Origin of the sequence: Albidovulum marisflavi (assembly GCF_025751435.1) — a bacterium.
GTDB classification, from domain to species: Bacteria; Pseudomonadota; Alphaproteobacteria; order Rhodobacterales; family Rhodobacteraceae; genus Albidovulum; species Albidovulum marisflavi.
In genome coordinates, this window is sequence record NZ_JAOWKY010000001.1 from 544,403 (window position 1) to 568,481 (window position 24,079).

General features: G+C 65.3%; 21 protein-coding genes. 11 read left to right on the forward strand and 10 right to left on the reverse strand.

From position 1 onward, the window contains the following. Positions 1-4: 4 nt before the first annotated feature. The 4 genes from leuB to leuC all read right to left on the reverse strand — a co-directional run bounded on the left by leuB (position 5) and on the right by leuC (position 4,320). Complete coding sequence (gene leuB / locus OEW28_RS02620; protein WP_263733163.1) at positions 5-1,111, reverse strand: 3-isopropylmalate dehydrogenase; 1,107 nt, start codon at positions 1,109-1,111, stop codon at positions 5-7. Positions 1,112-1,192: 81 nt separating this feature from the next. Beyond that, complete coding sequence (locus OEW28_RS02625; RefSeq protein ID WP_263733164.1) at positions 1,193-2,026, reverse strand: hypothetical protein; 834 nt, start codon at positions 2,024-2,026, stop codon at positions 1,193-1,195. Positions 2,027-2,308: 282 nt separating this feature from the next. Next, positions 2,309-2,914, reverse strand: coding sequence for a 3-isopropylmalate dehydratase small subunit (leuD, locus tag OEW28_RS02630; RefSeq protein ID WP_263733165.1), 606 nt, complete (start codon positions 2,912-2,914; stop codon positions 2,309-2,311). After that, positions 2,914-4,320: a 3-isopropylmalate dehydratase large subunit gene (gene leuC / locus OEW28_RS02635; protein ID WP_263733166.1), complete on the reverse strand. Its 1,407-nt coding sequence runs from the start codon at positions 4,318-4,320 to the stop codon at positions 2,914-2,916. The genes leuD and leuC overlap by 1 nt, the downstream gene beginning before the upstream one ends. A 239-nt stretch (positions 4,321-4,559) precedes the next feature. On the opposite strand from leuC, the gene OEW28_RS02640 reads away from it, so the two are divergent. The 3 genes from OEW28_RS02640 to rlmH all read left to right on the forward strand — a co-directional run bounded on the left by OEW28_RS02640 (position 4,560) and on the right by rlmH (position 6,970). Then, complete coding sequence (locus OEW28_RS02640) at positions 4,560-5,885, forward strand: mechanosensitive ion channel family protein (RefSeq protein WP_263733167.1); 1,326 nt, start codon at positions 4,560-4,562, stop codon at positions 5,883-5,885. A gap of 222 nt (positions 5,886-6,107) precedes the next feature. Continuing rightward, positions 6,108-6,500: a ribosome silencing factor gene (gene rsfS, locus OEW28_RS02645; protein WP_263733168.1), complete on the forward strand. Its 393-nt coding sequence runs from the start codon at positions 6,108-6,110 to the stop codon at positions 6,498-6,500. Continuing rightward, the gene (gene rlmH / locus OEW28_RS02650) at positions 6,500-6,970 is read left to right on the forward strand and encodes a 23S rRNA (pseudouridine(1915)-N(3))-methyltransferase RlmH (protein WP_263733169.1); all 471 of its coding nucleotides are present in this window, start codon (positions 6,500-6,502) and stop codon (positions 6,968-6,970) included. The genes rsfS and rlmH overlap by 1 nt, the downstream gene beginning before the upstream one ends. A gap of 3 nt (positions 6,971-6,973) precedes the next feature. On the opposite strand, the gene OEW28_RS02655 is transcribed toward rlmH, so the two are convergent. Next, complete coding sequence (locus OEW28_RS02655) at positions 6,974-8,149, reverse strand: aminotransferase class I/II-fold pyridoxal phosphate-dependent enzyme (protein ID WP_263733170.1); 1,176 nt, start codon at positions 8,147-8,149, stop codon at positions 6,974-6,976. A 165-nt stretch (positions 8,150-8,314) separates the two neighbouring features. Between OEW28_RS02655 and gpmI the strand changes: the two genes are divergently transcribed. The 5 genes from gpmI to OEW28_RS02680 all read left to right on the forward strand — a co-directional run bounded on the left by gpmI (position 8,315) and on the right by OEW28_RS02680 (position 13,532). Then, positions 8,315-9,835 (forward strand): 2,3-bisphosphoglycerate-independent phosphoglycerate mutase, encoded by a 1,521-nt coding sequence (gene gpmI / locus OEW28_RS02660; RefSeq protein WP_263733171.1) that lies wholly within the window; start codon positions 8,315-8,317, stop codon positions 9,833-9,835. After that, entirely contained in the window at positions 9,835-10,941 is a 1,107-nt protein-coding gene (locus OEW28_RS02665; RefSeq protein WP_263733172.1) for a murein hydrolase activator EnvC family protein, read from the forward strand. Before gpmI ends, OEW28_RS02665 begins: the two co-directional genes overlap by 1 nt. A 3-nt stretch (positions 10,942-10,944) precedes the next feature. After that, positions 10,945-12,282, forward strand: coding sequence for a S41 family peptidase (locus OEW28_RS02670; protein ID WP_263733173.1), 1,338 nt, complete (start codon positions 10,945-10,947; stop codon positions 12,280-12,282). A gap of 3 nt (positions 12,283-12,285) precedes the next feature. Further along, positions 12,286-12,762, forward strand: a complete 477-nt coding sequence (locus OEW28_RS02675; RefSeq protein ID WP_263733174.1) for an RNA pyrophosphohydrolase — start codon at positions 12,286-12,288, stop codon at positions 12,760-12,762. A gap of 182 nt (positions 12,763-12,944) precedes the next feature. Beyond that, the gene (locus OEW28_RS02680) at positions 12,945-13,532 is read left to right on the forward strand and encodes a hypothetical protein (protein WP_263733175.1); all 588 of its coding nucleotides are present in this window, start codon (positions 12,945-12,947) and stop codon (positions 13,530-13,532) included. 6 nt (positions 13,533-13,538) lie between these two features. Here OEW28_RS02680 and uvrC read toward each other — a convergent pair whose 3' ends face one another. The 4 genes from uvrC to OEW28_RS02700 all read right to left on the reverse strand — a co-directional run bounded on the left by uvrC (position 13,539) and on the right by OEW28_RS02700 (position 18,057). Next, positions 13,539-15,416 (reverse strand): excinuclease ABC subunit UvrC, encoded by a 1,878-nt coding sequence (gene uvrC, locus OEW28_RS02685; protein WP_263733176.1) that lies wholly within the window; start codon positions 15,414-15,416, stop codon positions 13,539-13,541. Positions 15,417-15,717: 301 nt separating this feature from the next. Beyond that, positions 15,718-16,506: an SDR family oxidoreductase gene (locus tag OEW28_RS02690; RefSeq protein ID WP_263733177.1), complete on the reverse strand. Its 789-nt coding sequence runs from the start codon at positions 16,504-16,506 to the stop codon at positions 15,718-15,720. Positions 16,507-16,676: 170 nt separating this feature from the next. Beyond that, positions 16,677-17,474, reverse strand: coding sequence for a S49 family peptidase (locus OEW28_RS02695; RefSeq protein ID WP_263733178.1), 798 nt, complete (start codon positions 17,472-17,474; stop codon positions 16,677-16,679). Between the two features lie 115 nt (positions 17,475-17,589). Continuing rightward, entirely contained in the window at positions 17,590-18,057 is a 468-nt protein-coding gene (locus OEW28_RS02700) for an Lrp/AsnC family transcriptional regulator (protein WP_263733179.1), read from the reverse strand. A gap of 112 nt (positions 18,058-18,169) precedes the next feature. Here OEW28_RS02700 and OEW28_RS02705 point away from each other — a divergent pair, with 112 nt between their 5' ends. Next, positions 18,170-19,633: an aminotransferase class V-fold PLP-dependent enzyme gene (locus tag OEW28_RS02705; protein ID WP_412174788.1), complete on the forward strand. Its 1,464-nt coding sequence runs from the start codon at positions 18,170-18,172 to the stop codon at positions 19,631-19,633. Here the strand turns inward: OEW28_RS02705 and OEW28_RS02710 are convergent. Then, the gene (locus tag OEW28_RS02710; protein ID WP_263733181.1) at positions 19,615-20,571 is read right to left on the reverse strand and encodes a GlxA family transcriptional regulator; all 957 of its coding nucleotides are present in this window, start codon (positions 20,569-20,571) and stop codon (positions 19,615-19,617) included. The genes OEW28_RS02705 and OEW28_RS02710 overlap by 19 nt on opposite strands. Before the next feature lie 81 nt (positions 20,572-20,652). Here OEW28_RS02710 and OEW28_RS02715 point away from each other — a divergent pair, with 81 nt between their 5' ends. Further along, positions 20,653-21,816 (forward strand): acyl-CoA dehydrogenase family protein, encoded by a 1,164-nt coding sequence (locus tag OEW28_RS02715; RefSeq protein ID WP_263733182.1) that lies wholly within the window; start codon positions 20,653-20,655, stop codon positions 21,814-21,816. 260 nt (positions 21,817-22,076) lie between these two features. Continuing rightward, positions 22,077-24,074, forward strand: coding sequence for an acetate--CoA ligase family protein (locus OEW28_RS02720; RefSeq protein ID WP_263733183.1), 1,998 nt, complete (start codon positions 22,077-22,079; stop codon positions 24,072-24,074). Positions 24,075-24,079 lie beyond the last annotated feature (5 nt).

The window sequence follows — 24,079 nt, forward strand, 5'->3', positions numbered from 1 at the left end:
GCGATCACAGGCTTGCGTCAAGCGCCGCGATGATGGCGTCGCCCATCTGGCTGGTCGACACCGGCGTTTCGCCCGCGTTCTGCATCAGGTCGGCGGTGCGGACACCGTCCGCCAGAACCTTTTCGACCGCCTTTTCAAGCCGGTCCGCGTCGTTCCCCTGATCGAACGAATAGCGAAGCGCCATCGCGAAGGACAAGACGCAGGCGATCGGGTTGGCCTTGCCCTGACCGGCGATGTCGGGGGCCGAGCCGTGGACGGGCTCGTACAGGGCCTTGGGACGGCCGTTCGCCATCGGCGCGCCAAGCGAGGCCGAGGGCAGCATCCCCAGCGACCCCGTCAGCATCGCCGCGCAATCCGACAGCACGTCGCCGAAAAGGTTGTCCGTCACGATCACGTCGAACTGCTTTGGCCAGCGCACAAGCTGCATCGCGCCGTTGTCGGCGTACATGTGCGAAAGTTCGACATCCGGGTATTCCTTGTCGTGGACCTCCTGCACCACCTCGCGCCAGAGGATGCCGGATTCCATGACGTTGGCCTTCTCCATCGAGCAAACCTTGTTGCCCCGCCGGCGCGCCAGTTCGAAGGCAGAGCGCGCCACGCGGGCGATCTCGCTCTCGGTGTAGCGCTGGGTGTTGATGCCGACGCGCTCGTTGCCTTCGGTGAAGATGCCACGCGGCTCGCCGAAGTAGACGCCCGAGGTCAGTTCGCGCACGATCATGATGTCGAGGCCGGCGATGATGTCCTTCTTGAGCGAGGAAAAGTCCGCCAGCGCGTCGAAGCACTGGGCTGGGCGCAGGTTGGAAAAAAGGTCCATTTCCTTGCGCAGGCGCAGCAGGCCGCGTTCCGGTTTCACCGAGAAGTCGAGCTTGTCGTACTTCGGTCCGCCGACGGCGCCCAGCAGGACCGCGTCGGCTTCCTGCGCCTTGGCCATCGTCTCGTCCGACAGCGGGACGCCGTGCACGTCGTAGGCCGCGCCGCCGACAAGGTCTTCGGACACGTCGAAGACCAGCCCGCGCTTGGCGCCGAACCAGTCGATGATCTTGCGGACCTCGGCCATGACTTCGGGCCCGATGCCGTCGCCCGGCAGGATGAGGAGGGAGGGATTGGCCACTGCGTGCACTCCGGATCAGTCGTGGAAAGGGTCCGGGCTGGCCTAGCCAAAGGCAGGGGCGGGGTCAAGCCGCCGCGCTTGTCACGCGGGCTGAAGCTCTGTCTGGAGCACCCGCTGGGAGCGGCGGCGCTTTTCCGCGATCATGCCCGCGATGCGGCCCATCGCAATGCCGCGCATCAGCAGCGAAGTCGGCAGGAACGCCCACGCCGTCATCGACCAGATCAGCGTCTGCGGGCTTTCCAGGGACACCGGCTCGAACGAGGATTCGGCAAGCCGGATACCGGCGGGAATGATGAAGGGCAGAAGGAAGCCCAGGACGATGTTGAAGCGCGCGTCGCGCTGCAGGCGGCGGACGACGTCGCCGCCCGTTGTCGGATCGAAGGTCGGAAGGTTGATCCAGACGTTGAACGTTCCAAGCCGCGCGGGCCAACCGATCACGCGCAACGAGATGACGAAGACGACCAGCGTCACCAGCGACACCGCGTAGGATATCCCCGCCGCGGTGCGGATGAGGATCATGTGGTAAAGGCTCATGTCGTCGGGCAGCATAAGGACGAAGAGCCGGACAGGACTGTAGGGGACGTCGATCACCTCCCCCAACCTGTTGCCGACGACCTCGACGAACAGCGTCAGCGTCGTTTGCTCGTTCTGGCCGCGAACGATCGTGGTCAGAAGGAATACCGTCACGAACAGCGACAGGAAGCGCAGTCGGTTGAACGGCGGGGCATCGCGGAACTCGATCACGCAGGGATAGGCCGCGACATATTCGAAGAATGTGAGAAGGGCGGCGAATATCGCGATGAGGGCAACGATCTGGGTCGTGTCACGGTGCACGCCGGGCAGCATCAGCGAAGGCATGGCGATGAGTCCCATCACCAGCACAGCGCGCGCCAAAGCGCCTGTGAACCGCGACATCACTGCTCAGTCCCTCGACCTGATCAGGGGCGATACGTTGCCGCCCCGTTGTTTCACTGTATTTCCCGCCATTGTGGCGGGCTGCCTCATTATTGACACATTTCTGCCCACTTTCAGCTCCGCTCGCAATCTTCACGCCAGAATAGCGATCATAATGCGGCCTTTTCTTGTCCGAACTGGTGCGGCATTGCATCATTTTGCGTTCGAGAATCTGGCCGTCTGCACAAAAAAGGCCGCCCCGGGTGGGGCGGCCCTGGTCTTCGTGTCGGCTTGAAACAGGGATCAGACCCAGGGGCGCGACTGCGCGGCCGTCTTTTCGTAGGCGTCGATCGAAGCCGACTTTTCCAGCGTCAGGCCGATGTCGTCCAGTCCGTTCAGAAGGCAATGCTTCTTGAACGGGTCGATGTCGAAACCGAATGCCTGGCCGTCCGACGTCGTCACCGTCTGCGACTCGAGGTCGACGGTCATCCGGGCGTTGGCGCCCTTGCGCGCGTCTTCCATCAGCGCATCGACTGCCTCTTGCGGCAGGACCACCGGCAAGATGCCGTTCTTGAAGCAGTTGTTGTAGAAAATGTCGGCAAAGCTGGTTGAGACCACACAGCGGATCCCGAAATCCAGCAGCGCCCACGGGGCGTGTTCGCGCGACGAGCCACAGCCGAAGTTGTCGCCGGCGACCAGAATCTCGGCGTCACGGTAGGCGGGCTGGTTCAGGATGAAGTCCGCGATCTCGCTGCCGTCCGAGTTGTAGCGCATCTCGTCGAACAGGTTCTTGCCCAGTCCTGAACGCTTGATCGTCTTCAGAAACTGCTTGGGAATGATCATGTCGGTGTCGATGTTGACCAGCGGCATGGGCGCCGCGATGCCGGTCAGCGTGGTGAACTTGTCCATTACATCATCTCCCGGACGTCGGTGAGGTGGCCGGTGACCGCGGCGGCGGCGGCCATGGCGGGGCTCATCAGGTGGGTGCGACCGCCCCGGCCCTGGCGGCCTTCGAAGTTGCGGTTGGAGGTCGCGGCGCAGCGTTCGCCCGGCGACAGCTGGTCGGGGTTCATGGCCAGGCACATCGAGCAGCCCGCAAGCCGCCATTCGAAGCCCGCGTCGATGAAGATCTGGGCCAGGCCCTCTTCCTCGGCCTGCGCCCGGACCAGGCCGGAGCCCGGCACGACCATGGCGCGCATGCCGTCCTTGACCTTCTTGCCCTTCAGGATCGCGGCCGCGGCGCGCAGATCCTCGATCCGGCCGTTTGTGCAGGACCCGATGAAGACGGTATCGATCTTGATGTCGGTCAGCTTCATGCCGGGCGTGAGGCCCATGTAGTCAAGGCTGCGTTGCGCCGCGCCGACCTTGCCGCCGGTGAAGCTTTCCGCAGCGGGCACGGTGCCGGTGATGGGCAGCACGTCCTCGGGGCTGGTGCCCCAGGTCACGACAGGGGCGATATCCTCGCCGCGGATCGTGACGACCTTGTCGAAATGCGCGCCCTCGTCCGTGAAGAGCGTTTTCCACCAGGCAAGCGCCGCTTCCCACTGGGCGCCCTTGGGTGCATGCGGACGGCCCATGACATATTCAAAGGTCTTCTCGTCCGGCGCGATCAGGCCGGCGCGCGCGCCGCCCTCGATCGCCATGTTGCAGACGGTCATGCGGCCTTCCATGGAAAGGTCGCGGATCGCCTCGCCGCAGTACTCGATGACATAGCCGGTTCCGCCCGCGGTGCCGGTCGCGCCGATCACCGAAAGCGTGATGTCCTTGGCGGTGACGCCCGGGCGCAGCTTGCCCGTGATCTCCACCTTCATGTTCTTCGACTTCTTCTGGATCAGCGTCTGGGTCGCCAGAACGTGTTCGACCTCGGACGTGCCGATGCCGTGGGCCAGTGCGCCGAAGGCGCCGTGGGTCGCCGTGTGGCTGTCACCGCAGACGACGGTCATGCCCGGCAGGGTCCAGCCCTGTTCGGGACCGACGATGTGGACAATGCCCTGGCGGACATCGTTGACCGGGTAATAGTTGATGCCGAAATCACGCGCATTCTTGTCGAGTGCCTCGACCTGGATTCGGCTTTCCTCGTTCTCGATCCCCTTTTCGCGGTCGAGCGTCGTGGGGACGTTGTGATCGGGCACGGCGATCGTCTTTTCCGGCGCGCGGACATTGCGGCCTGTCATCCGCAGGCCCTCGAAGGCCTGGGGGCTGGTCACCTCGTGGACGAGGTGGCGGTCGATGTAGAGCAGGCAGGTGCCGTCAGCGTCTTCGTGGACGACGTGGGCATCCCAGATCTTGTCGTAGAGTGTTTTCGGGCCGGACATGGCATTCTCTCATTGCGAGGGGCAAACAGGGGGTGACGCGCGCGACGGCCGATCAGGCGCGTGCGAGGATCGATACGGTGGACCCGTAGAAGCGCCAGGGCAGGCGCGCGCGGTCATCCATGTCGAAGAAACGGTTCATGGGGTCCAGATACTCCCTGGTCCCAATTCCCGCAAGGGTGAAGGGGCGTCCTTGCCCCGGCGCCCGGCCCTGTGCGATGCTTTTCGCAAGGGGGAGGTGAATGGAAACAGAGATTCAAGCCCTGATCGCGGCCCTGACGGACTTGCGTGATGGCGTTCTGGCATCGTTTCGCAATCTGTTGCTGCCCTCGCGGCTCAACCAGTTGGCGATCCTTTTGGTCTGCGCGCTCGTGGCGTGGGGGGGCAGGCGATGGGCGTCCCCTCGGCTCAATGACTGGTTGCGCACCCGCGAGGGATGGCCGAAATGGCGGCTGCGGCTGGCGCTGGTCCTGCAGAAGCGGCTCCAGCTGATCTTCTTCGTGCTGCTGGCCTGGTCCGCCAACGCCGTCATCGCATCCATGACCATCTTCACCTCGCACCGTTACCTTGTGGCCCTGGGCGCGACGATTGCAACCGCACTGCTGGGTGTCAGCATTGCCGCACGGCTGATCCGGTCCCCGTTCCTGCGCCGTCTGGCCACCTGGGGCATGTGGGCCTTCGTGGTCATCTATTTCCTGGACCTGTCCGGCGGCTTTTCCACCTTTCTCGACAGCGTCGCGGTCAACTTCGCCGATTTCCGCATCTCGGCGCTCTCGGTGATCAAGGCGCTTGTCGTCACCGGCGTCCTCTTCCTGGGCGCCCGCGCCGTGGCGGAACAGGCGCAGAAGCGGATCGAGGGGAACCAGGAAATCTCGCCCTCGATGCAAGTGCTGGCGGTAAAGTTCCTTCAGATCGCGCTTTACGGTGCCGCGTTCTTCATCGGGTTGAAGGCAGTTGGCTTCGACCTGACCGGCCTTGCGGTCCTGTCGGGTGCCATCGGTGTCGGTCTGGGCTTCGGCTTGCAGAAGGTGGTTTCGAACCTGGTTTCGGGCGTCATCATCCTTTTGGACAAGTCGGTCAAGCCGGGTGACGTGATCTCGCTCGGGGATACGTTCGGCTGGATCGAGCGTCTGGGCGCACGCTATGTCAGCGTGGTCACGCGGGACGGCAAGGAATTCCTGATCCCGAACGAGGATCTGATCACCGGACAGGTGGTCAACTGGTCGCACTCAAACGATTTCGTTCGCATCGACATCACCTTCGGCACATCCTACGGCGACGATCCCCACATTGTCCGCAAGCTGGCCGTCGAGGCCGCCAGAAGCGTGGCGCGGGTGCTCCCAAGCCGCCCGGCGGTTTGCCACATCACGGGGTTCGGGGACAGTTCGGTGGACTACGTGCTCCGCTTCTGGATCACCGATCCGGTCGAAGGGCTGATGAACGTCCGCGGCGCGGTGTATCTCGCGTTGTGGGATGCATTCAAGGAGCACGGCATCTCGATCCCCTTCCCGCAGCGGGAGGTCCGGCTGCTGAACGATCCCGCCCAGGCCGCCGACACGGCCGGCTGAGGCCCTGTGATGGCCCCTGGCCTTCGGCGGCGCAGTATTCGTCCGCATGCGGACGCTGCGCTGCGGCAGCTGGGTGACAACCTGCCGCCAATCAGCCGCGTGTCATTGAGATTTCAACTTGCAGATGCTACTTTTGTAGTGTGGCCCGGCGCCGGGGCTCGTCACAGGCGCGCAACCCAGGAGGACGATGTCCTGTTTTCCGAAGTGCCGGCAGCCGGCGGTATGGCTGCAAGGGCGGTGCCGATGACGGCGTTGCCCAAAGAAGTTTCCAGCGACGAACTGCTCGCTCGGATTCTCGCTTCCCTTGATGATGACAAGGCCGAGGACGTGGTGACGATCGATCTCCGCGGGCGGTCGAGCGTTGCCGATTACATGGTCATCTGCTCGGGCCGGTCGTCGCGTCAGGTCGGCGCGATCGCAGAGAAGCTGACCGAGCGGCTCAAGGAAGATTACGGCCGGCTCTGCCGGGTCGAAGGCAAGGAGCAGGGCGACTGGGTCCTGATCGACGCCTCGGACGTGATCGTCCATGTCTTCCGCCCCGAGGTGCGTGAGTTCTATCAACTTGAAAAGATGTGGATGCCCGCTGGCGCCGGGTTCGCGACCCGCAACGCCTGATGCGGCTGCATCTGTGCGCGGTCGGCCGCCTGAGGTCAGGGGCCGAGCGCGACCTTGTCGACGATTATCTCAAGCGTTTCGACCGGACGGGGCGGCCACTTGGCCTGGGCCCCGTAGCCGAACATGAGGTCGAGGACAGGAAAGGCGGCGGAATGGCCGCCGAAGCGGCGCTTCTGGCGCGCGCGATTCCCCAGGGCGCGGTGATCGCCATTCTGGACGAGCGCGGGCAGACCATCACCTCGCCGGATTTCGCCGACCGGCTTGCGGGGTGGCGCGACGCGGGGCGGCAGGACGTGGCCTTCGTCATCGGGGGCGCCGACGGCATCGCCCCCGACCTGCGGGACCGTGCGGATTTTTCCCTGTCCTTCGGCAAGATGGTCTGGCCGCACATGCTGGTGCGCGTGATGCTGGCCGAACAACTCTACCGCGCCGCGACGATCCTTGCCGGCGCGCCCTACCACCGCGTCTGAACGTCAGGCCGGTGCAGCCGCCTGAAACGCGGGAAGGCTTGCCTCGATCATCTCGAAGGTGCCGGTCAGGCTGATGCGGAAATCGGTCGGACGGTCGAACAGCGTTCCCGGCATGACGAAAACGCCATGCCCAGCAAGATCGCGGGCGAATCCGGCCGCATCCCCTTTTGGCGCGCGCCCCCAGAGGTAGAACGTGCCGGCGGGCTTCGTCATCTGGTATCCCCATTGCGTCAGCGCCCCGTGCATCCGGTCGCGCTTGCGCTGAAGCTCGTCCATGTCGATGCCCATGCTCTCCAGATCTCGCACCGCGTATTGCAGCGGCGCGTCGGGAAAACACCATCCGCCCGCTACCTGTGACGTGGCGCAGGCCTCGCGCAGTGTGGTCCTGTCGGGCTCGGGCATGGTCGGACAGATCGCCAGGTACCCCAGCCGCAGGCCCGGCGACAGCAGGATCTTGCCGTAGCTGTAGTCGATCAGCGTATGCGGGTAGACTGCGGCCGGACTGGTGAATGCCGCCCCGTCGAAGCGGATGCGCCGATAGGGTTCGTCCGAAAGGATGAAGATCGGCCGGCCCAGTTCGGCGGACTTGCGGGACAGCATCGCAGCAAGCTCGGCCAGGCGCTCTCGGCTGTAGATGACGCCGGTCGGGTTGTGGGGCGTATTGACCACCACCAGCCGCGTCCGGCGCGATATCGCGGCCTCGATCGGCCCGATGTCAAGATCGAACGTGTCTTCCGCAAGCGGCACCTGAACCGGAACGGCGTTCCGGGCGCGCAGGGTCGTCGCGTAGCAGAACCAGCCGGGCAGCGGGATGATGCATTCGTCGCCGGGGTCGAGCAGCAGCGAAAACGCAAGCGCGATGGCGCCGAAGGCGCCGGGGGTCATCGCGATATCGTCGGATTCGAACGGCAGCCCGGTTTCCTGCCCAAGCGCCTTTGCGATGACTTCGCGCGGCTCCTCCTCGCTGGTCTTGTAGGCGAACCAGTCGGGGCGCTGCGGGTCCATCCGCGCCTTGATCGCCCGCACCATGTCTGGCAGCGGCATTTCGTGCGGGTTGCCGAAGGTCAGATCGGCGCGCACGTCCTTGTCATCGACGCCCTCGCGATACTTGCTGAAGAAGTCGAAGACCGTCCTGATGGCGTCGGCCGATGATGTGGCGCGTGCAGACAGAACCTGCATCCCATCCTCCTTTGCCCGGTAAATCGCGATCATGCGCCGAATCCCGCCCGCTGGCCACAGGCAAGTGGACTTGGGCGACCTTCGCGCCGCCGCCGCCCGCCAAGCGCGGTTGCCCGTCGCGCGCAAGCGGCCTAGAAGGGCGCAGGATGAAAGAAGGAGTCCAGGATGACCCCGCCGAAGCCCGTGGTGCTGTGCATTCTTGATGGCTGGGGCCTTCGGGCCGAGACCGAGGCGAATGCCGTGGCCCTGGCGCGCAAGCCCGCCTTCGACCGCATCATGGCCACCTGTCCCCATGCGCGTCTTGTCACGCACGGGCCGGACGTTGGGCTTCCGACGGGGCAGATGGGCAACTCCGAGGTCGGCCACACCAATATCGGCGCGGGGCGCGTCGTGGCGATGGACCTGGGCCAGATCGATCTGGCGATCGAAGACCGCAGTTTTTTCACCAACGCGGCGATCGGCGCGTTCGTGCAGACCCTGAAGGGGACCGGCGGAACCGCGCATCTGATGGGCGTGATATCGGACGGTGGGGTGCATGGTCACATCGACCACGTCATCGCTGCCTGCGAGCTTGTGGCGGGGGCGGGGGTTCCGGTCGCGCTTCACGCCGTGACCGATGGTCGCGATGTGGCGCCATCCTCTGCCGGCGGCTTCGTCGAATACCTGATGCCGCGGCTGCCCGCCGGGGTGCGCGTCGCATCTGTGACGGGGCGCTACTTCGCGATGGACCGCGATAACCGCTGGGACCGTGTCCAACGCGCCTATGAGGCGATGGTCGCGGCAACCGGGCTGACCGCACCAACGCCAGCCGATGCCGTCGCGTCCGCCTATGCGCGCAGCGAAACGGACGAATTCATCCAGCCGACCGTGATCGGCGGCTACGAAGGCGCACGTGACGGCGACGGCTTCTTTTGCCTCAACTTCCGTGCCGACCGCGCGCGCGAGATCCTGCTGGCCATCGGCGAGGATGACTTCACCGGCTTCGATCGCAGCCAAAGGCCGCATTGGGCCACGCTGCTGGGCATGGTCGACTATTCCAGGACGCACGATGCCTTCATGGCCGCGGCCTATCCCAAGCGCCCGGTCGTCAACACGCTGGGCTCCTGGGTCGCTGCGAAGGGCCTTCGCCAGTTCCGCCTGGCCGAGACCGAGAAATATCCCCATGTGACCTTCTTCTTGAACGGCGGGAAGGAGGCCCCGGAGGCGGGCGAAGAACGCTTCATGGCGCCGTCGCCCAAGGTCGCGACCTACGATCTGAAACCCGAGATGTCCGAACCCGAAGTCGCCGACAAGCTGTCAGAGGCCATCGGCGCGGGCTACGACCTGATCGTGGTCAACTTCGCCAACCCCGACATGGTCGGTCACACCGGCGTGCTCGAGGCCGCTATCAAGGCCGTCGAGGCAGTGGACCAGGGACTTGGCAAGGCGCTGGACGCGCTGGAAAAGGCCGGCGGGGCGATGATCGTGACAGCCGATCACGGCAATTGCGAAACCATGATCGACCCTGAAACCGGCGGGCCGCACACGGCGCACACCACGAACCCCGTGCCGGTCATCCTGGTTGGCGGCCCCAAGGGGGCGCGGCTTCGCAGCGGGCGGCTGGCAGACCTGGCGCCGACGCTGTTGGACCTCATGGAGCTGCCCCTGCCGCCGGAAATGACGGGACGGACGCTGATCGAAAGATGATGCCTGCACTCAGGGCCCTTGCCGCGGCCGTCTTTCTGGCGCACCCCGCGTGGGCGGATACCGCAACCGAGACGGCCGAAAGGGCTGCGGCAGACCTGCGCGAGGCGATCGCGACGCTTGATCAGGCGGAGGGCGCGCGCAACCGAATCGCCGCGCTGACGCAGACCATCCGTGCATACGAGCTTGGGTTGACGGCCCTGCGCGAGGGGCTTCGCAGTTCCGCGATCAGGGAAGACGAAATCCGCGCCTCGTTCGAGGCGCAGCGCGACACGATCGGTCAGCTTCTCGCGGCGATGGCCGCGATGGAGGCGGCACCGGGTCCGCTGGTGCTGTTGCATCCCGACGGGCCCGAGGCCGCGGCCCGCACGGGCATGATCCTGACCTCGGTGCAGCCGGCGCTGGAGGCGGAAGCGGCAAAGCTGAGGGCCGACCTGCAGGAAATCGCCAGGATGCGCGCGCTGCAGGTCAGCGCGCACTCCGCCCTGCAGGAAGGGCTGTCGGCCGCGCAGGCTGCGCGGACTGCGCTGAGCCAGGCGGTGCAGGACCGGACGGACCTGCCGCAGCGCTTCCTGGAGGACCCGGAAGAGTTGCAGGCCCTCGTCGCGAACGCTGAGACGCTTGAGGGTTTCGCGCGCGGCGTGGCGCGGCTGCAATCCGACATCGGCCCGCCGATGGAGGATTTCGCAAGCGCCGAGGGCACCCTGCCATTGCCGGTCGTCGGAACGCTGCTGCGCCGCGCTGGCGAGGCGGATGCCGCCGGGATCGTCCGTCCCGGCATGCTGATTGCCACGCGCCCCGCCGCGCTGGTCACGACGCCCTGGCCTGCGACGATCCGCTATCGCGGCCCGCTGCTTGACTACGGAAATGTGATGATAGTCGAACCCGCGGCAGGCTATCTTCTGGTTCTGGCCGGATTGGCGACGGTCTATGGTGAGACCGGCGATGTTCTGGACGCGGGCGCGCCGGTCGGTCTGATGGGCGGAGACGAAACGGCCCTTGCGCAAGGGGCTGGCGCAGAGCGGCCGGAAACGCTCTATATAGAGTTGAGACGGGATGCGGAGCCGATCGACCCCGCGCCATGGTTCGAGCAAACAAGGGAAGAGTAGCCGATGAAGAAATATCTGTTGGGCGTCGCGGGTGGCACGCTGGCCGGGGTACTCTTCACCACGCAGGTCGCGGGCCCGATCTTCGCGCAGGAAGCCGAAAAGGGCGGATCGGTCTATCAGCAGCTGGACCTGTTCGGCGACATCTTCGAACGGATCCGTTCGCAATACGTCGAGGACGTCGATCCGGGCGAGCTGGTCGAGGCGGCGATCAACGGCATGCTGACCTCGCTTGATCCCCACTCCAGCTATCTGCCACCAGACGAATTTACCGACATGCGGGTGCAGACCAGGGGCGAGTTCGGCGGCCTTGGCATCGAGGTCACGCAAGAGGAAGGCTTCATCAAGGTCGTGGCGCCGATGGATGGAACCCCCGCGGCGGAAGCCGGAATCCTGGCGGGCGACTACATCACACATGTGAATGGCGAAAGCGTTCTGGGCCTGTCGCTGGACGATGCGGTCGACATGATGCGCGGTCCGGTTGGCTCGGAAATCGTGATCACCGTCGTTCGGGACGAGGTCGAAGAACCGTTCGACGTGTCGATCATCCGCGACACCATCAAGCTGACCGCCGCAAGGGCGCGTCTTGAGGGCGATACCGTCGTCATCCGGGTGACCACGTTCAACGATCAGACCTACGCCAATCTTGAAGAGGGCCTGAAGAAATCCGTCGCCGACGCGGGCGGCATGGACAAGGTGAACGGCTTCGTCATCGACCTGCGCAACAACCCGGGCGGGCTTCTGACCCAGGCCATCGAGGTGTCCGACGCGTTCCTCGACAAGGGCGAGATCGTCTCGACGCGCGGCCGCAACCCCGAAGACAGCGAAAGGTTCAATGCCCAGCCCGGAGACCTGGCCGAGGGCAAGCCGATCGTGGTGCTGATCAACGAGGGGTCCGCCTCGGCGTCCGAGATCGTGACCGGCGCGCTGCAGGACCACCACCGCGCCATCGTCGTCGGCACCAAGAGCTTCGGCAAGGGGTCGGTGCAGACGATCATCCCGCTGCGTGGAAGCGGCGCGATGCGTCTGACCACGGCCCGCTACTACACGCCTTCGGGCCGCTCGATCCAGGCGCTTGGCATCGCACCCGACATCCTGGTCGCGCAGCCCCGGGTCGCGCCGAACGCGGAGGAAGAGGAAGACACGACCGCCAACCGCTCGCGCTCCGAGGCCACGCTTCGAGGCAGCCTGACGAACGATTCCGTCAGCGAGGATGAAAAGCGCGTTCTGGAAGAGGAACAGGCTCACGCCGAACAGGCCGCGAAGCTGCGGCAGGAGGACTATCAGCTGGCCTACGCCATCGACATCCTCAAGGGCCTTTCGGCCATCGCCGAGGCGAACTAGGCCGTGAAAGCCGAAAACCTGCCCTATCGCCCCTGCGTGGGGGTGATGCTGATCAACGACGCAGGTCGGATCTTTGCTGGCCAACGTTTCGACAGCCCCATTGCCGCCTGGCAGATGCCTCAGGGCGGGATCGACGCGGGTGAAAAACCGCGAAATGCGGCGCTTCGCGAGCTGGGGGAGGAAACCGGCATCGCGCCCGAGCTGGTGGAGTTCGTCGCCAAGTCCGCCGACTGGCTTACCTACGAACTTCCGTCAGAGCTGCTGGGCAAGGTCTGGGGCGGGAAGTACCGGGGACAGAAGCAGCGCTGGTTCCTGTTTCGCTACCTGGGCCGCGACGATCAGATCGACATCGCAACCGAACATCCAGAGTTTTCCGAATGGCGCTGGGTGACGGCGGAAGAGATGATCGCCGCAATCGTGCCCTTCAAGCGCGCGGTCTATGAGCGAGTCGTTTCCGAATTCCGCGATTGGCTGGCCTGACGCACCTTTAGCGCGGGGCGCGAAATGCGCCGCGCCGATCCCCGCCCCGGTAGAAATCCTGCCATGCTATCGGCGGAATTATCCGTATTCGTCCCGTTGCGACGCATCTGGCCCGGACCGGTCGGTGTTATCATGCGGACGCGTGACCGTGGCCTGACCGCGGTCCGAAAAGGGAGGGACCCATGAAGACGAATACGCTTCTCGGCGCCGCTTTGGCCGCCGCCTGTCTGCCCGCGGCCGTGATGGCGGACGACTATGACCTCGATGCGCTCAAGGCTGCCACGGAAAAGTACAAGGACGTGAATGTCGCGCTGGCCGAAGGGTTCATACCGGACCCGTCGGGCCACTGCATCAGCGCTGCCCATGAAGGTCTGCCCGCGGAACTTGGCAGCATGGGAATCCACTACCTGCGCCCCGACCTTCTTCTGATCGCGCAAGGAGGAGACAGGGTGGATGGCGGCAGCACGCACACCGACTTCATGACACCCGCGATCCTGCTTTACGAACCGCAGGAGGACGGGTCGCTGGAGCTGGTCGGGATCGAGAACCTCGTGTTCGAAAAGGCATGGGCCGATGCCGGCAATACCGTGGCGCCCGTTTTCAACGGACGGAGCTGGGACCACATGTCAGACGACCCTGCGACAGCAGGGGACGAGGCGCATGGATTCATGCCGCACTTCGATAAGCATGTGTGGATCTTCCGGGACAACCCCAGCGGCGTGGACATGCCCTTCAATCCGAACGTGACCTGCGACCACATGCAGGGCTAGGCGCCGTCAGCCCCCCGCGTGGAAGAAATCGTAGACCGTCTGCGCGACCTTCTCCGAAATCCCCTCGACGGCCTTCAGGTCGTCGAGGCCGGCGCGGCTGACGGCCTTGGCCGATCCGAAATGCTGCAACAGCGCGCGCTTGCGGGTCGCGCCGACGCCCGGAACCTCGTCCAAGGGCGTCGCGCCCACCGCCTTGGCGCGCTTGGCGCGGTGCGCGCCGATGGCCCAGCGGTGCGCCTCGTCGCGCAGCCTCTGGACGAAGTAGAGCACGGGCGAATTGTGGGGCAGCGCGAAGGGCGGCTTTCCGGGACGGTGGAATTCTTCCTTGCCCGCGTCGCGGTCAACGCCCTTGGCGACGCCCAGCATTGGCACATCCTCCACGCCAAGTTCCTCCATGATCTCCTGGACCGCGGACACCTGGCCCGCGCCGCCGTCGATCAGGATCAGGTCGGGCCAGGCTGGCGTCTCGCGGTCGGGATCCTCTTTCAGCAGGCGCTGGAAGCGGCGGGTCAGGACCTCCTTCATCATCCCGAAGTCGTCCCCGGGTGTCAGCTCCGTCCCCTTGATGTTGAACTTGCGGTACTGGCCCTTGTCGAACCCGTCCGGCCCGGCGACGATCATGCCGCCGACGGCGTTCGTGCCCTGGATGTGGGAGTTGTCGTAGACCTCGATCCGGCGGGGTGGGCCATCCAGATCGAACGCCTCTGCCAAGCCGTCCAGAAGCTTCGACTGCGCCGCGCTTTCGCTCAGCTTGCGGCCCAGGCTTTCGCGGGCGTTGCGGGCGGCATTTTCGACAAGCTCCGCCTTTTCGCCACGTTGGGGCACGGCGATTTCCACCTTGCGTCCCGCGCGATCCCCAAGCAGTTCGGTCATCAGGTCCGCGTTCTCGATCGGATGCGACAACAGGATCAGCCGGGGCGGCAGCTTGTCCGCGTAGAACTGGCCAAGGAAGGCTTCCAGCACCTCGGCCTCGTCCGCGCCCGATCCCGTCCTGGGATAGAAGTCGCGGTTGCCCCAGCTCTGGTTCGCCCGGATGAAGAAGACCTGGACGCAGGCTTGCCCCCCCTCCATGTGAAGGGCGACCACGTCGGCTTCGGCCACGCCGCGCGGGTTGATGCCCTGTGCGGACTGGACCTGCGTCAGCGCGCGGATGCGGTCGCGCAGCGCCGCCGCGCGTTCGAACTCCATCTCCTGGGACGCGGCGGCCATCTCTTCGGCGAGCTTCGCCTGGACCTGCGTTGTCTTGCCCTGCAAGAAACGTTCGGCATCGGCGACAAGGTTTGCGTAGTCTTCCTTGCCGATGCGTCCGACGCAGGGCGCGGAACAGCGCTTGATCTGGTAAAGCAGGCACGGCCGGGAGCGGCTGGCGAACATGGCGTCCGAACAGTTGCGCAGCAGAAAGACCTTCTGCAGCTGGTTCAGCGTCCGGTTCACCGCCCCCGCGCTGGCGAAGGGGCCGTAGTAGTTGCCCTTTTCCTTTTTCGCGCCGCGGTGCTTCTTGATTTGCGAAAAGTCGGTTTCCTTGGACACGAGGATGTTGGGAAACGACTTGTCGTCGCGCAAGAGCACGTTGAAGTAGGGCTTCAGCTGCTTGATCAGGTTCTGTTCAAGCAGCAGCGCCTCGGTCTCCGTGCGCGTGGTCAGGAACATCATCGAGGCAGTGGCGTGGACCATGCGCGCGATGCGGGCGGAATGGCAGGTCGGGCGCGCATAGTTCGAAACCCGCGCCTTCAGGTTCCTGGCCTTGCCGACGTAAAGAACGCGCCCCTCGGCATCCAGCATGCGATAGACCCCCGGCTGTGCCGTCAGGGTCTTGATGTAGGACTGGATGACCGCATGGCCCCGCAGTGGGGACTCCGCGGCTTGGTCGAGGTCGTCAGTCATCTGTCATGATTCCGTTAGCCGGCTGCAATGTTACGTACTTGGGTGCAAGAGAAAACCTGTCCACGGTTTCTGTGGATAAGTCTGGTGATAATAATCCGGCACCCGGAAATTCTCCTTAGTTTGTTACCCGTTCGGCTATTTGCCTATTTTTTGAGCGATAAGCTAAGTCTTTGAAATATATTGATAAAAATATCAATGGTATGCAAATGACTGAAAATATTGAGAGAATCGTAACAATTGTGTGACCGCGGATCGCGACGTGCACAAGTCAAGGGTCCTGGTGGTCACAGGCAGCGTTTATTCAGCCGATTCCGCGAATGTCCGGGGTCTTCCAGCCAAGGTGCTGCCCGCCGTCCACGCACAGAAGTTGGCCCGTCACGGCCGGCGCATCGAGGAAATATCCAAGCGCCGCGCAGATGTCGTCTGGGTTCGCGCCGCGCTCCAGGCACGAGGCGGCGCGCTGGCCGTCGAACTGCTCCTGCGGCTGGCGTTCGCCCCGCAGCGTCGATCCGGGACCGATCGCATTCACGCGGATATCGGGCGCCAGCGCCCTGGCCGCGGTCTGGGTGAAGGCCCACAGGCCCATCTTGGCGATCGTGTAGCTCATGAACTCTGGCGTCAGCTTGCGGACGCGCTGGTCCACCATGTTGACGACCAGCGCTTCCGACCGGCGGCCCCCCGGCCCCTCGGTCGCGCGCGGCGCCTGGCTGGCAAAGTGCTGTGTCAGGACGAACGGGGCCCGCAGGTTCGATTCCATGTGCCGGTCCCAGCTTTCGCGGGTCGCGGAACGGATGTTGTCATATTCGAAGATCGAGGCGTTGTTGATCAGGACCGTGAGTTCGCCCCCGAGTGCGGCGACGGCGCGGGACACCAGCGTTTCGGTCTGCGCCTCGTCCAGAAGATCCGCCTGCAGGACCTCGGCCCGGACGCCGCAGGTTCGCGCCTCCTCTGCCGTGGCCTGCGCGTCCGCGGCAGAACTTGCGTAGTGGATGGCGACATCCAGCCCGCGGCTGGCCAGGTAAAGCGCCATGTCGCGCCCCAGCCGCCTTGCCCCGCCGGTCACCAGCGCGCGTCCAGCGATCATCGTCATGACGTGCCCCTTCCGCAGTCGCAGTCGGCCTTGCCAACCAGGGGCCGCCCGCATGCCTTGCACCGCCGCATCCCGGCCCTGCCCGACCGGATGCCTGGAACCCTGAAACGGCCGAACAGCGCCAGGACCGCCATCGCAATCAGGAAGAGCGTGACAACCTTGACCATGACCTAAAGCCCGTAGCGCGACCAGAGCGCGCGTTCCTCGGCCGCGTCCAGGACGGATCCGACAATTTGACCCGTGAAGCGCTGAAAGATCGAGCGCTTTACGCCGTAGGGGATCAACTTGACCTTGTCGCCGTAGATCGACTTCAGCTTCGGCACGACATGCGCAATCCCATCGGCCAGGCCCACGTCGACCGCGCCCTGACCCACCCAGATGTCCCCGGTGAACAGGTCGCGCCCTTCGCGCAGCCGTGCGCCCCGGCGGCTGGCCACCTGGGCCTTGAATGCGTCGTGGATCGGTTCAAGGATCGCTTGCAGCCGCGCCACGTCTTCGGGCTTTTCCGGGCTGAAGGGATCAAGGAAGCTTTTCGAAGCGCCGGCGGTGTGCACGCGGCGCTCGATCCCGTGGCGGGCCAGGAATTCTGGAAAGCCGAAGCTGGAAGAGATGACACCGATCGAGCCGGTGACAGAGTTCGCGTCCAGCCAGATGTCATCGGCCGCCGTTGCCAGCCAGTAGCCGCCCGAGGCTGCCACGTCTTCGACGAAGGCGTGGACGGGGATCTTGCGCTCGTCCGCCAGACGGCGGATGCGTGCGGCGATCAGGGCGGATTGCACCGGCGAGCCGCCCGGCGAGTTGATGACAAGGGCCACCGCCCTGGGCTTGCCGCGGCGGAATGCGCGCTCGATGATGGGCGCAAGCGCGTGATCCGACAGGCTGCCACGGGCGCCTGCGGCGATGATGCCCTGAAGCCGGATGACGGAAACGCGCGGCCTGGGTCGGAAGATGTCGCGAATGGATCTCATGGATAGCGATTTAGCCTTTCAGGACGTCCGTCACAATGGAAAGCGGCATGAAACCGCGATCCGGTCGCGGGTTCGGCCCTGGCGGGCGCGCCGTGGCCCATGTCTACCGCGATTGCTAGGCTGTCACGCGGATGCGCAAGGGGCGGCCCTCGAAGATTGTCTCCATCGAGAAATGGCCCGTTACGGTCTCGAGATCGCCGACAGAGATCATCTGCTGGTAGACCGCATCGTATCCGGCCATCGAGGTCGTCACGACCTTGAGGAAGTAATCCCACTCGCCGCCGATCCTGTGAAACTCGGCGATTTCCGGGATGGACTCGATCTTCGCGCGAAAACGGCTTGACCACTCGGGCGAATGGTTTCGCGTCTTGACGAAGACCATGACCGTCAGGTCAAGCCCCAGGGTCCGCGCGTTCAGCCGGGCCGAGGTCCCGCTGATGATCCCGTCCTGCGTCAGACGCTGCATCCGCCGCCAGCAGGCATTCTGCGACAGCCCGACCCGATCCGCGATTTCTCGTTGCGACAGGGAACCGTCCGCCTGGATGCAGGTCAGGATGGATTGGTCGATCTTGTCGATTTTCATCCAAAAGCCGTTCATATGACCCAAAATTAGGTAGGATTCCTATCAAACAAGTGATGATTTGGCGATCCCCTGCAAGCATCATTGCGCCGCAGGACAGGAGACCGCCATGACGATGACCGCTTTCGACCGCTTTCGCGCAACCCTTGGCACCGAGGCCATTCCCGCACGGATCCATGACGCGGTCATCGGCAAGGACACGGTGATCGACGGCCCCTTTGGCGCCAGGGCGATGCTTTACGCGGACTATGTCGCCTCGGGGCGTGCGATCCGGCAGGTGGAAACCTTCGTGATGGAAGAGGTCCTGCCGTGGTACTCGAACAGCCACACCGAGGCGTCCCACTGCGGTGGCGTCATGACCCGGCTCCGGCGCGAGGCGCGCTTGGTCATCCGCGCGCTATGTGGGGCGGGCGAGGAAACGGCCGTTATCTTCGCCGGGTCAGGCGCGACCGCGGGGATCAACCGCCTGGTGCATCTGCTGGGTGTCGCGGCCGCCGCACGGCGCGGCGAACGCCCGTTGGTGATCATCGGACCCTATGAGCATCACTCAAACATCCTTCCCTGGCGCGAAAGCGGGGCCGAGGTGATCGAGATTCCCGAAGACGCGGATGGGGGCCCGGATCGGCGCGCGCTTGCGCGGGCCCTGGAGGGCGCAGCGGGCAGAGGGCTTGTCGTGGGCAGCTTTTCCGCTGCGTCCAACGTGACGGGCATCCTGTCCGACGTCGTGGGCATCACCCGGCAACTCAAGGCCGCCGGTGCGCTGGCGGTGTGGGACTATGCCGGCGGCGGGCCCTATCTGCCGATCCGGATGACGCCCGCCGCCGATGCCGCGATCGACGCCATCGTCACCTCGCCGCACAAGTTCATCGGTGGTCCGCAGGCCTCGGGCATTCTGCTGATGCGCCGCGCCGCGGTCGCGGCTTCGGTTCCGACCTTGCCCGGTGGCGGCACCGTTCGCTTCGTCTCGCCCGAGACGCATGACTATGCCCGCAATGTCGAAGCGCGGGAGGAGGCGGGAACGCCGAACGTCGTCGGTGACATCCGCGCCGCGCTGGCCTTCATCGTGAAGGACGCGATAGGCCAATCCTTCATCAATGCCCGCAACGCCGCCCTGCGCGACCGCGCGCTGTCGGCCTGGAAAGGCTGTGACCGGATCGAGATCCTGGGCAATTGCATGACCGAACGCCTTCCGATCTTTTCGTTCCGCATCCGGGACGGTCGCGGCGGCCATATCCATCAGCAACTCGCAACGCGGATGCTGTCGGACCTGCACGGGATCCAGGCGCGCGGCGGCTGCGCCTGCGCGGGCCCCTATGTCCACCGCCTTCTGGGGATCGGCAAGGCAGAATCCGAAGCCCTGCGCCTGGCGATCCTGTCCGGGCAGGAGACGCTGAAGCCCGGCTTCGTGCGGCTGAACTTCAGCTACCTCCTTTCGGATCAGGAGGCTGACAGGATCATCGCCGCGGTGCTCGGCCTGGCGCGGGACGCGGAACATCAGCTTGCGTTCTATGACTGTGACCCGGCCACCGCGATCTTCACGCCGCGTGCCCGGCCGGCGGATCAGGCGCCGCGCCCCTGACGCAGGTCGCGCGGCGTGACGCCGAACTCGGCCGAGAAGGCCCGGGTCATGGCAGAGGCATCCCTGTAGCCGCATCGCAGTGCGATTTCGGACACGGGGTAGGTCGACTGCTCGACATAGCGACGCGCCGCCGACAGGCGCAGACTGCGATAGACGCTGCGCGGGCCCGCACCAAGTTCGGCAGCGAAACGCGACTCGAGCTCGCGCAGGCCAACACCCAGCTTTCGCGCGACCTCGGGCAGGGGAAGGGGGTCCTCGACATGCTTGCGCATCAGCGCGATCGCCGATTCCACAAGACGCCCGCGCGGCCTGCGGCGCAGCGGTTCTTCGGGGCGCTCCACGTCGGCGGACATGAACAGCGCCGAAACCTCCAGCCGCATCCCCTCGCCCAGAAGGTCGCCGACAAGCCGCGTGGTCAGGTCGAAGGCCGTCATGGCCCCGCCCGACGACATGAGCGTTCCGTCGATGACGTAACGGCGATGTTCGACCTCGACCTCGGGAAAGGTTTCGGCGAAGGCATCGATCTCGTCCCAGTGGATGGTGGCACGGCGACCCTTCAGCAGCCCTGCCCGCGCCATCAGCCAGCTGCCCATGTCCATCCCCGCGATGGCGCCGTGCCGTCCCGCCGCTTCGCGGAGCGCCGACAGGCAACGCGGCGTCGCATGCGCACGGGCATCGTAGCTGGGCATGATGAAAAGCACATCGGCCCGATCGGCCTCGGCCAGCGAAGAATGCGGCAGGACCGGCAGACCCGAGGATGACGTGACGCCCGCCCCGTCCAAGGTCACGAAGCGCCAGTCGAAGACCTGCCGCCGCGCGATCGTGTTGGCCGCGCGCAACGGTTCGACCACATTGGCCAGACAGTGCATCGAGAAACGCTCGAAAAGCCACAACAGGACCCTGTGGCTACGGTCTGCGTTTTTTGTCCAGATCGGCATGATTGAAGTCATAAGCTGCACGAAAACCGCGGGCAATCCCTGCTAGCGATATTCCAGCGCCCCATCCCGGAAGGACTGCCCATGCATTTCGGCCTGACCGAAGAACAGCAGATGATCGTCGACACCACGCGTGCCTTCGTCGAAAACGAACTCTACCCGCACGAATTGACGATCGAACGCACCGGCCACCTGCCGATGGAACTTGTCAAGGATCTGCAGGCCAAGGCGATGGCGGCGGGACTTTATGCCGCCAACATGCCCGAAGAGGTCGGCGGCGCGGGCCTCGATACCCTGACCTGGCTGCTCTACGAAAAGGAGCTGGGTCGGGCGAACTACGCTCTGCACTGGACCTGCGTGGCGCGCCCTTCGAACATCCTTCTGGCGGGCAACGACGAACAGCGGGAGCAGTACCTCTATCCCTGCATCCGTGGCGAGACATGGGACTGCCTTGCCATGACCGAACCCGGCGCGGGATCGGACCTGCGCGGCATGAAGGCATCCGCGCGGCAGGACGGCGACGACTGGATCCTGAACGGGACCAAGCACTTCATCAGTCATGCCGACATCGCCGGCTTCGCCATCGTCTTCATGGCGACCGGCGAGGAACAGACGCCGCGCGGCCCGAAGAAGAAGATCACCGCCTTCTTCGTGGACAAGGGGACCAAGGGCTTTACCGTGCGCGAAGGCTACCGGAACGTCTCGCACAGGGGTTACACGAACGCGGTGCTTGAGTTCGACGACTGCCGCTTGAACAAGCGTCAGATCCTGGGCGAGGTGCACAAGGGGTTCGAGGTGGCCAACAGCTGGCTCGGCGCCACGCGGCTGCAGGTCGCCTCGACCTGCCTTGGGCGCGCGGAACGCGCGCTGGGACACGCGATTTCCTATGCCGCCGAACGTGAACAGTTCGGCCAGAAGATCGGCAAGTTCCAGGGTATATCCTTCAAGCTTGCCGACATGGCGATGGAACTGAAGGCGGCGGAACTGCTGACGCGGGAAGCCGCCTGGAAATACGATCAGGGCACCGTGACCGAAGCCGACATGTCGATGGCCAAGCTGAAGGCGACCGAGGTCCTGGCCCATATCGCGGACGAGGCGATCCAGATCCATGGCGGCATGGGCCTCATGGATGAACTGCCCCTTGAGCGGATCTGGCGCGACGCGCGCGTCGAGCGGATCTGGGAAGGCACCTCGGAGATACAGCGCCACATCATCAGCCGGGAACTGCTGCGTCCCTTCGGCGCCTGAGGCGGGGGGCTGTTTGCCCCCCGGCTCCGGGCACGCCCGGAGCTCCCCCCAAGGATATTTGAGAAAAGAAGAAGAAACAGAATGTTAACCTCGTCACGCAATTCTGAGGTCGCGGTACAGGCGGGGACGCCGATGATCGCAAAAGGAGAAGGCGCTCCGCTCCTTCAGGGGCGGAGCGTTTCTTTTGTCTTCCTTTCAACAATATTCCGGGGGTCCGGGGGCAGGGCCCCCGGCGCCGGGCACCTTTCGGGACGCATGGCATGAGCCGCGATCTGAGCCGGCTTCTGCGCCCCCGCCACATCGCCGTGCTGGGCTCGGGCTGGGCCGTCAACGTCATAGACCAGTGCCGGAAGATGGGTTTCGAAGGGCCTGTTTGGCCCATCCACCCGACGAAGGCCGAGATTGGCGGGCTCAGGGCATATCCGTCGATCGCGGCCCTTCCCGACGCGCCGGACGCAACCTTCATCGGCGTCAACCGCCACGCGACGGTCGAGGTCGTGACCGATCTGGCGTCGCGCGGCGCGGGCGGCGCGATCTGCTTCGCCTCGGGCTGGACCGAGGCGGGGGAACCCGAGCTTCAGCAAAGGCTGGTGGCGGCCGCCGGCGACATGCCGGTTCTGGGGCCGAACTGCTACGGCGTCATCAACTACCTCGACGGGGCGCTGCTTTGGCCTGACCAGCATGGCGGACGGCGGGTGGAGCGGGGCGTCGCGCTTCTGTCCCAGTCGTCGAACATCGTGATCAACCTCACCATGCAGGCGCGGGGGTTGCCGATCGCCTATGTGGCATGCCTTGGCAACGCTGCGCAGATCGGTCTTGCAGAGCTTGCAGGCGCGCTTTTGGCGGATGAGCGGGTCACGGCGATCGGCATGTATGTCGAGGGCATCGACGATGCGCCCGCCTTCGCCGCGCTGGCCGAGGCGGCACGCCTGGCCGGGAAGGGCATCGTTTGCGTCAAGTCGGGCAAGACCGAGGCTTCGCGCACCGCGGCCGCGTCTCATACGGCCTCGCTGGCCGGCGGCGGGGCCGCGTCCTCGGCCTTCCTGCGGCAGGCGGGGGTGGCGGAGGTCAGCACGCTTTCCGAACTGCTGGAAGTGCTGAAGATCTTCCACGTCCACGGGCCGCAGATCGGGCCGCGGCTTTGTTCCTGTTCCTGCTCGGGCGGCGAGGCGGGGCTGGTCGCCGATCTGGCCGCGCCCTTCGGCCACGCGTTCGAACCGCCCACCGACGCACAGCGCCAGCGCCTTGGCGAAATCCTCGGGCCGATCGTGACCATCGCGAACCCGCTTGACTATCACACCTTCATATGGGGCGACGGCCCGCGGACCGAGGCGGTGTTCACCGCCATGCTCGAAGGCTATGATGCGGGGATCTACATCATCGATCCGCCGCGCCCAGACCGCTGCGACCCGTCATCTTTCCAGCCCGCGGTGGACGCCATCGTCGCTGCGGGAAAGGCGACCGGAAAGCCCGCCTTCCCGGTCGCATCCTTGCCCGAGAATTTCGACGAGGAGCGCGCGATCGCGCTGATGGAGGACGGGGTCGCAACGCTCATGGGGCTTGAGACAGCTTTGGGCGCATTGAAGGCGGCGATGACGCCGGCGGGCAGCCCCGGATGGCGTCCCGCGCCGGCTTCGGCACCGCGGGAAACCCGGATGCTGAGTGAGGCCGATGGCAAGGCGTTGTTGGCGGGGGCCGGCATCGCGGTGCCCCGTTCGGTCAGTGGCGAGACCCTGGCCGAGGTCCGGGACCGTGCGCGGGGTCTGACTGCGCCCTACGCGCTCAAGGGGCTCGGTTTTGCACACAAGACCGAGGCCGGAGCCGTGAGACTGGGCCTGGCCACGCTGGATGATCAGCCAGAGATGCCGGGCGCGGCCGGCTACCTGGTCGAGGAAATGGTGACGGGAGCGGTGGCGGAGATCCTGCTGGGTCTGCGGCGCGATCCGGTCTATGGCGTTACGCTTACGCTGGGACTTGGCGGGGTGACGGCAGAGGTTCTGGCCGACACCGTCACGCTGGTCCTTCCCGCGGGTCGGGACGAGATCCTGGCCTCGATGCGCCGGCTCCGGCTCTGGCCGCTGCTTGACGGCTATCGGGGCAGGGCGCGTGCCGACATGGAGGCGGTCGCCGATGTCGCCGTCGCACTTGGCACGCTGATGCTGGCGCGGTCCGAGCTTGAGGAAATCGAAATCAACCCCATCCTGGTCCGGGAAGAGGGCGCGGTGGCGGTTGACGCATTGATAAGGGAGGCGATCTGATGACA

Coding starts and splice junctions, on each gene's coding strand:
- OEW28_RS02680 (WP_263733175.1), top strand. CDS start 12,945: ATGAAGACGAATACGCTTCTCGGCGCCGCTTTGGCCGCCGCCTGTCTG.
- rlmH (WP_263733169.1), top strand. CDS start 6,500: ATGCGGCTGCATCTGTGCGCGGTCGGCCGCCTGAGGTCAGGGGCCGAG.
- OEW28_RS02670 (WP_263733173.1), top strand. CDS start 10,945: ATGAAGAAATATCTGTTGGGCGTCGCGGGTGGCACGCTGGCCGGGGTA.
- OEW28_RS02715 (WP_263733182.1), top strand. CDS start 20,653: ATGCATTTCGGCCTGACCGAAGAACAGCAGATGATCGTCGACACCACG.
- OEW28_RS02700 (WP_263733179.1), bottom strand. CDS start 18,057: ATGAAAATCGACAAGATCGACCAATCCATCCTGACCTGCATCCAGGCG.
- gpmI (WP_263733171.1), top strand. CDS start 8,315: ATGACCCCGCCGAAGCCCGTGGTGCTGTGCATTCTTGATGGCTGGGGC.
- OEW28_RS02705 (WP_412174788.1), top strand. CDS start 18,170: ATGACCGCTTTCGACCGCTTTCGCGCAACCCTTGGCACCGAGGCCATT.
- OEW28_RS02655 (WP_263733170.1), bottom strand. CDS start 8,149: ATGCAGGTTCTGTCTGCACGCGCCACATCATCGGCCGACGCCATCAGG.
- OEW28_RS02625 (WP_263733164.1), bottom strand. CDS start 2,026: ATGTCGCGGTTCACAGGCGCTTTGGCGCGCGCTGTGCTGGTGATGGGA.
- OEW28_RS02695 (WP_263733178.1), bottom strand. CDS start 17,474: ATGAGATCCATTCGCGACATCTTCCGACCCAGGCCGCGCGTTTCCGTC.
- rsfS (WP_263733168.1), top strand. CDS start 6,108: ATGGCTGCAAGGGCGGTGCCGATGACGGCGTTGCCCAAAGAAGTTTCC.
- leuD (WP_263733165.1), bottom strand. CDS start 2,914: ATGGACAAGTTCACCACGCTGACCGGCATCGCGGCGCCCATGCCGCTG.
- OEW28_RS02665 (WP_263733172.1), top strand. CDS start 9,835: ATGCCTGCACTCAGGGCCCTTGCCGCGGCCGTCTTTCTGGCGCACCCC.
- OEW28_RS02720 (WP_263733183.1), top strand. CDS start 22,077: ATGAGCCGCGATCTGAGCCGGCTTCTGCGCCCCCGCCACATCGCCGTG.
- OEW28_RS02690 (WP_263733177.1), bottom strand. CDS start 16,506: ATGACGATGATCGCTGGACGCGCGCTGGTGACCGGCGGGGCAAGGCGG.
- uvrC (WP_263733176.1), bottom strand. CDS start 15,416: ATGACTGACGACCTCGACCAAGCCGCGGAGTCCCCACTGCGGGGCCAT.
- OEW28_RS02710 (WP_263733181.1), bottom strand. CDS start 20,571: ATGCCGATCTGGACAAAAAACGCAGACCGTAGCCACAGGGTCCTGTTG.
- leuC (WP_263733166.1), bottom strand. CDS start 4,320: ATGTCCGGCCCGAAAACACTCTACGACAAGATCTGGGATGCCCACGTC.
- OEW28_RS02640 (WP_263733167.1), top strand. CDS start 4,560: ATGGAAACAGAGATTCAAGCCCTGATCGCGGCCCTGACGGACTTGCGT.